This is a genomic window from Roseibium sp. TrichSKD4, from assembly GCF_000148725.1.
GTDB lineage: Bacteria > Pseudomonadota > Alphaproteobacteria > Rhizobiales > Stappiaceae > Roseibium.
On sequence record NZ_GL476310.1, the window covers coordinates 200,945 to 207,198 of the forward strand.

Annotated in this window: 6 protein-coding genes and 1 pseudogene; 4 read left to right on the plus strand and 3 right to left on the minus strand. The window is 49.6% G+C overall.

The genetic code is table 11. The features are described 5' to 3' along the window. The first annotated feature begins 91 nt into the window (after window positions 1-91). Entirely contained in the window at window positions 92-1,297 is a 1,206-nt protein-coding gene (locus TRICHSKD4_RS06685) for an O-antigen ligase (RefSeq protein WP_139051996.1), read from the plus strand. Between the two features lie 33 nt (window positions 1,298-1,330). Here the strand turns inward: TRICHSKD4_RS06685 and TRICHSKD4_RS06690 are convergent, their stop codons facing one another. Continuing rightward, window positions 1,331-2,539 carry a hypothetical protein gene (locus tag TRICHSKD4_RS06690; protein ID WP_139051997.1) on the minus strand — a complete coding sequence of 403 codons (1,209 nt, stop codon included), beginning with the start codon at window positions 2,537-2,539 and terminating at the stop codon, window positions 1,331-1,333. Window positions 2,540-2,665: 126 nt separating this feature from the next. Between TRICHSKD4_RS06690 and TRICHSKD4_RS32245 the strand changes: the two genes are divergently transcribed. Further along, window positions 2,666-2,830 (plus strand): Arm DNA-binding domain-containing protein, encoded by a 165-nt coding sequence (locus TRICHSKD4_RS32245; RefSeq protein ID WP_009466726.1) that lies wholly within the window; start codon window positions 2,666-2,668, stop codon window positions 2,828-2,830. A gap of 18 nt (window positions 2,831-2,848) precedes the next feature. Next, entirely contained in the window at window positions 2,849-3,826 is a 978-nt protein-coding gene (locus TRICHSKD4_RS06695; RefSeq protein WP_009466727.1) for a site-specific integrase, read from the plus strand. 277 nt (window positions 3,827-4,103) lie between these two features. Here the strand turns inward: TRICHSKD4_RS06695 and TRICHSKD4_RS06700 are convergent, their stop codons facing one another. Further along, entirely contained in the window at window positions 4,104-4,769 is a 666-nt protein-coding gene (locus tag TRICHSKD4_RS06700) for a hypothetical protein (RefSeq protein ID WP_040616452.1), read from the minus strand. A gap of 5 nt (window positions 4,770-4,774) precedes the next feature. After that, on the minus strand, window positions 4,775-5,413 hold the full coding sequence (locus tag TRICHSKD4_RS06705) for a pentapeptide repeat-containing protein (protein ID WP_009466730.1): 639 nt from the start codon (window positions 5,411-5,413) through the stop codon (window positions 4,775-4,777). 163 nt (window positions 5,414-5,576) lie between these two features. Between TRICHSKD4_RS06705 and TRICHSKD4_RS30640 the strand changes: the two are divergent. Then, a pseudogene (locus tag TRICHSKD4_RS30640) lies at window positions 5,577-6,161 on the plus strand (transposase); the annotation flags it as partial. Window positions 6,162-6,254: the final 93 nt, after the last annotated feature.

Here is a 6,254-nt window from a genome sequence, read left to right on the forward strand (position 1 = left end):
AGCAAAATCCGAGACAGGGCATGGAAGATTTGGCCGTGATTGGGTAAAAGCGCTGAAATTGTGCAATTAAGAAATCGACGCGAATTAGCATATGCCCACCATAAAACTGCTGCTTGGCCTATATTTTGTTTTAATGGCGACACCATTCTTGATGGTTTTGTCCAGAAATATCGCTAGCCCAATTTTAGTGGGGTTCGCAGTACTGGGTGTCGCTCTTTTATTGGCATCACGAGATTTTCAACTTGAGAAAGTGAAAACACAGCTGAGTGCGTTTCGAACGCCTCTTATTCTTTCAGGACTGCTGTTGTGCTTTATGGGGGCATCCCTCCTCTGGTCACCCATTCCGCTCCGTGGCGCTGATGCGTGGACAGCCACTCTATTGAACGTAGCGGCTTTGATCGCCGCTTTTTTAGTGGTTGCGCGGTTCAGGCCAAATTCTCAGACAGTGCATCTGGGTCTGGCAGTAAGCCTTGTGATTACTGCCGTGCTCATTTTGATCGAAATTCACTATCAGTCACCTGTCAGGACATTTCTTGGCGGAACTGCCGAATTGTTTCGTATGAACCGGGCGGCAGTCGCAATTTCATTGTTTTTGCCATTATTGTTTTACGTGACACCAAAAAGGCCGTTCCATCTTGTTGCGCTGGCGATCATCACAGTCCTTGGCATTTATGGGATTTTTTCCTCAATAAGCGAAAGTGCAAAACTAGCTGTTTTGGTCGCGCCGATAGCCGCAGCAGGTGCATATACTTTTGGTCGCGCAGCAATACCGTATTTTGCCGCTGGAGTGTTGATCTCTCTTTGGGGATCACCGTTCGTTGCGCCCTACATAAATGACCTCATTCCGCAGACCGTTCACGAAGTGGTCGGCTATGGAACACTTGGCGTGCGCGCCGATATCTGGTCGTCGTTTGGAAGTTTGCTTTCGCTTAAGCCGATATTTGGACAGGGTTTGGAGGCAAGCTATGTAGCTGCGGATGTACACGGGCATCTGGTTCCAGATGAGAAGATGCTTGGAATGGCGCATCCGCACAATTTCGCGGTGCAGGTATGGTATGAACTTGGCCTCACGGGTGTTGTTTTGGTCACAGCATTACTTCTGATGTTTTTCAGAAGCCTTAGACACCTCCCCAGAGCGATGATGCCAGCCGTGTTGGCGACCACCTCAGCAGTCTGGACAGTTGCACTCGTCAGTCACGGTGCCTCGCAATCCTGGTGGTGGAGCCTCGTTGGCATTGTGGCACTAATCTGGGTTGTTATCTATTTGACTCAACAGGAGACCAATGCGCCGACGTGATGGGCACAAAACTCTCCATCTCAAATACTTTACCTATCGATAGATTGTTCCAAGCGGAACAGCGTGACCGGTTTCGGGGTCGACATAGACGGATTGACGGATCATCAACTCAACTGCAACATCAATTGGACGAAGGGTGTTTGTTCTACGGCTGCAGCTGACGTGATCGACCGTGAAGCCCCAGTTTGAATAAAACGACACACCATAACAGTGCACCACGCAGCCTCGGAGTGCTGCCTCCAGCCCAACGCCGGACGTGATCGTCGCGACGATTGGCTGCTGTTCCAGCAATTCAATGATGTTTTGTTTTTCTGGCACAATCTGCAATTCAGGAAATCTGTATTGTAGATCGGCAATCTCTCTTTCGTTGGTTTTGTTTTTTGGATGCGCCTTGTAATAAAAACGCTTGGTTTCCGGCCATTCTGTTTTGCTCAGAACTTGCTCGACAAGGTGGGTATTAGTGGCGCAAACGGTGTCCGTGTAAGTCAATGCTTGGTCACCCCGAACCTGCCCGATGATCAATACCGAGCCTTCTTCCAGCAAATAGGCCTCACTATCAAGCGGCGAAAACTTGGTCACGCCTCGCTTAACTAGCGTATCGATTGTTTTCTCGTTCTCCAGGCGTCGATCGATGTCTCCTTTTGTGAGTGCGTTGAGGGCTTCTTCCAGTTGGGATGGCTGACGACCGTCAAAATACATTCCCTTGGAGCTGAATATGTATGACGTCAAAAAGCGCTCACAGGCCGGGCCGGGCACAAGGCCGGCTTCAATCCGCGTGACTTCCCCAAAATACTCTTCAAACGAAAATCCCAGATTGATATGATCCCGATACCCCCAAACAACAGTTTTGGTTCCGGAAGGCAGTAGCCTTTGTATAAATGTCAATTTGCGGCGAGCCGAGTGTTCGCGAAAACCAAAGCCGCCTCGAAAATAGTTGGCCCTAATGGCGATTGCATCCGGTGCAAAAGCAGACAAAAACCGGCGTTCTTTGTCGTTGACGGAGAGACCGAACACTAATTGTCGATTTTTGGGCAGCACAAGCAACCGCAAACACAAGAAGTAGAATTTGAGATGGTTGAGAAGACTTCTCACGCAAACACCATGTCTAAGGAAACCCGCGGAAGTGGAGCGCAGTACGTATGACCCGCTGCTGCATTCAATGCAATGAGGTTTAACCATTCCTGTGTAAGGTAGGTGAGGTAAACATGGCGGAGAGAGAGTCCGCTTGTGTATCAGTTTCAAGTCATCTCATGGAGTTCTGGTCAGTCCATCGTGTATAAAATGATGGGCTGTTTGATGGGCTGATGAGATCTAATGATGTTGAGCGATGCCAAAGCGCGGAAAATATAACCTGATGACAAACCCATATTGGATGGGTCGATCAAGGGGCTCTATTTGTTTCCTGCCAAGACCCATGGGCAAGGAAAATGGATCTTGCGCTTTACGTCTCCTGAGACCGGGAAGCGGCGAGACATGGGTTTGGGGAGCTATCCCACATTCTCGGTAAAACGTGCGCGCGAAATCGCATTCTAAGCACGCAAGCTGATCGACATGAAAATCGATCCGATTGAAGACCGGGAGCGAGAAGCCAAGGTTCAAAAGGCGCAGATGGAAATGCCGTCTTTCGAAGAAGCGGCCCGAAAGGTCCATGAAGACAAGAAGTCAGGGTTCAAGAACGCCAAGCACGCAGAGCAATGGATCAACACGCTCGAGCAGTATGTGTTCCCAGATTTGGGAAGGTCTCTGGTTTCTGAACTGACCGCAGCAGATTTCGCCAGAGCTCTGAAGCCCATATGGCTGGAGAAGGCCGAGACTGCGAGCCGCGTCAAGCAGCGATGTGATGCGGTCATGAAGTGGAGCGCGGCCAGAGGGTATGTGCTTGCCAGTCCCGTCGGTGTCGTTGATCAGCTCCTGCCCAAGCAACCGGGCAAACGGGAACGTGTTGCGCATCAACCTGCCGTTCCGTGGCGAGATATTCCGGAATTTGTTCAAACGGTCTTGAGGCAGGGGCTTAGAACCAAAGCCAAGATCATGCTCGATGTTCTGATTTTGACGGCTGCCCGGTCTGGGGAAGTTCGATTGATGGAGTGGTCAGAGCTGGATCTTCAAAATGGTATCTGGATATTGCCCGCCCAGCGCATGAAGGCAAAAACACTGCATCGGGTTCCGCTATCGCCATATCTTGTCAGCCTCTTTGAGGATCTGCGGAGTTCAGCTTCTCCCGATACATCTCTTGTATTCCCCTCTCGCAAGAACACCCCGATCAGTGACATGACGCTGACGAAGTTTTTGCGGGATCACAAAGTTGCCAGTGACACGCCTGGGCGCTTTGCAACAGCACAAGGTTTTCGTTCCAGTTTCCGTGATTGGGCGTCAGAAAACGGATACCCACGTGACTTGGCAGAGCGAGCTCTTGCTCACACCATCAAAAACTCCACCGAAGCAGCCTACCACCGCACAGACCTAATCGAACAACGAAGCGAAATGATGCTTGATTGGGAAGGCTGGGTATTGTGTTGCTGTACCTAAGCGTACTGGTCATTTTCAACTCTAGTGATCGCAAAAAAAAGCCAACACAATTATAATCGAACTTGCCGGGTTCTGTTGACGCTTAGGGACACTTATTCATCAAGCTTTGTTGGCGTCTCGATCACTCGTCTCAATTCAATTTGGCGAATTCATACAAGTCATCTTCGATCCGCACTGCTCCATTTTGCGCTAGATCTTTACTTAGCTGCTCATCCTTGGCCTTCACGCCAACCACACCTTCATCTCGCAAAACCTTGAACGAGTATGCTGTTGGTTGCTACCTTACAAGCACTTCAGCAATTGGAGATGGGTTTGGCCCCCAAGCTGCTAAGGATACAGCATAAGCAGAGTTGATATCGAGAGCTGAATACATAATCTGCTGATAAATAGAGTTTTCGGATTTCTTTTGTCCCTTCAGCCCATTGTTGATCAACATGGACATCTGGCTCGTAGATTGCGTATCGCCAATGGAACTTAAATTCGTGCTATTTCTATTTTTGGCCGAAACAACAGGCGTTTGGCTTCGGTGTGTGTGAATTTGCTGACTATCACCATTAGTTTTCGTCGTTATTGGCTCACTTAAGACAGTTACCCTTGGCTGTGTCGAGACCTGATGTAGCTGCCCCAACTGGTTTTGCAAAACCACAAGCTGTGTTTGGAGGCCTGCCAGTTGACTTTGAATAGATGCAACATTGCTCGTACCAGCATTGTTTTGAACCTGAAGCAAAGCAACCTGTTGCTGCATCTTGGTCAAGTGATCCAGCTCACTGGATTGGCTAAAGCTTCCCAATAGCATCAGTGTTCCGATTATTCCGATTGAAAGCCCGGCTATCGGCAATACGAAAAGCTTGTATTTTAAAACACTGTCGATTGAGAGTTTTGATCTCGTTGACGCTGATGTATCTGACATATCGATATCAATGACTTTCGGTCTACTGGTCATGAGATTCACCAATCAAAGGGGCACCCGTGGCAACCTTGCATGTAAGCGTCTTGGAAGATTGCAAAGGTGATGTTTGTGCCGTCATCAAGAAAAGCGCCCTCAAGATTACTGTCGAAGAGCTTCATTTCCTGAAGGTTTGCGCTCGTAAGATTGGCGCCTTTAAGCTGAACCTTGTTGGCCCGAACCATTTCTAGGTTCGCCGCAGTTAAATCCGCACCTGACCAATCAGCAGCAGAGATACGGGCATACTCCATGTTTGTTGCCCGCATGTCCGCACCTCGAGCCTTCGATTTTTGCATGAATGCTCGAATGAAAGACGCGCCTTTAAGATCAGCGCGATCGAAATTCGCAAAACGAAGGTTCGCGTCATCAAAACGTGCGCGCGCGAGTTTCGCGTCTGCAAAATTTATCCCAAACAAGTCCAAATTCGACAAGTTAGCGTGCCGAAGATCAACACCAGAACAATCGGACTTTGGCTCTAAACGGCATCCATTAATCACCAACACTCCGTCTGCGCCGGGTTGTGGGCCATCATAGGTCCAGCCACTATCTCCATAGTTGACGTCTTCATCGAAAGCGATTGCGGGTTCCAAGTTCAAAACCAGAAAGACCAATAAAATGCAGGAAAAAACGACAGGAAACATTGCCAAACTCCTGAGTAATGTAGAGGCCAATTCATGCTGGCCTCTACTGCGTTCGCGCTGAAAAACCCCTTAACTGATTGAAGAGTATGGATACCCATTGGGTTTTGGATGTGTGAATATGCCGGTTAGTTGATCCGAAGCACGCATTTTCTGGCATATTCTCATGAGACCTTCAAAACGCAACAAACGGTGTGGCGATCTGTTCAAGGAACGCCTGGCCGCAATCATCGATATGAACCATTCGTTGGTGCGGCTGTCTGGTCTGATGCCTTGGGATGAATTTGATGCGGAGTTCGGCAGGCATTATCGCCCCTTGGGACGACCGGCCAAACCAACGCGTCTGATGGCCGGGCTGCACTTTCTCAAGCACATGTACGATCTTTCCGATGAAGAGACGGTTGAGCGTTGGGTTGAAAACCCCTACTGGCAGTCTTTCTGCGGTTTTGAGTTTTTCCAGCACCAATTCCCCATTGATCCCTCAACCATGACCCGCTGGCGCAAACGGATTGGTCCTGAGGGAATGGAAAAGCTTCTTTCTGCTACGGTAGGTGTTGCGATTGAGAGCGGGACGATCAAGAAGAGCAGCCTTGAGCGGGTCTTGGTTGATACGACCGTCAACCCAAAGCCATTGCCCATCCCACCGATAGCCGTCTTTATCACAAAGCCTTGCAGCTTCTGGTGCGCCAGGCCAAGAGGGCCGGCATCATCTTGCGTCGCAGCCATACCAGAGTTGCCAAAAGCGGCCTTGATGGCGGCCGTTATGCCATGCCAACAGTTCAGCGATGCGCCGGACTCAAAAGCTGAGACTATCTGGCGGTCTATCGCGACATCTCCGCAGATC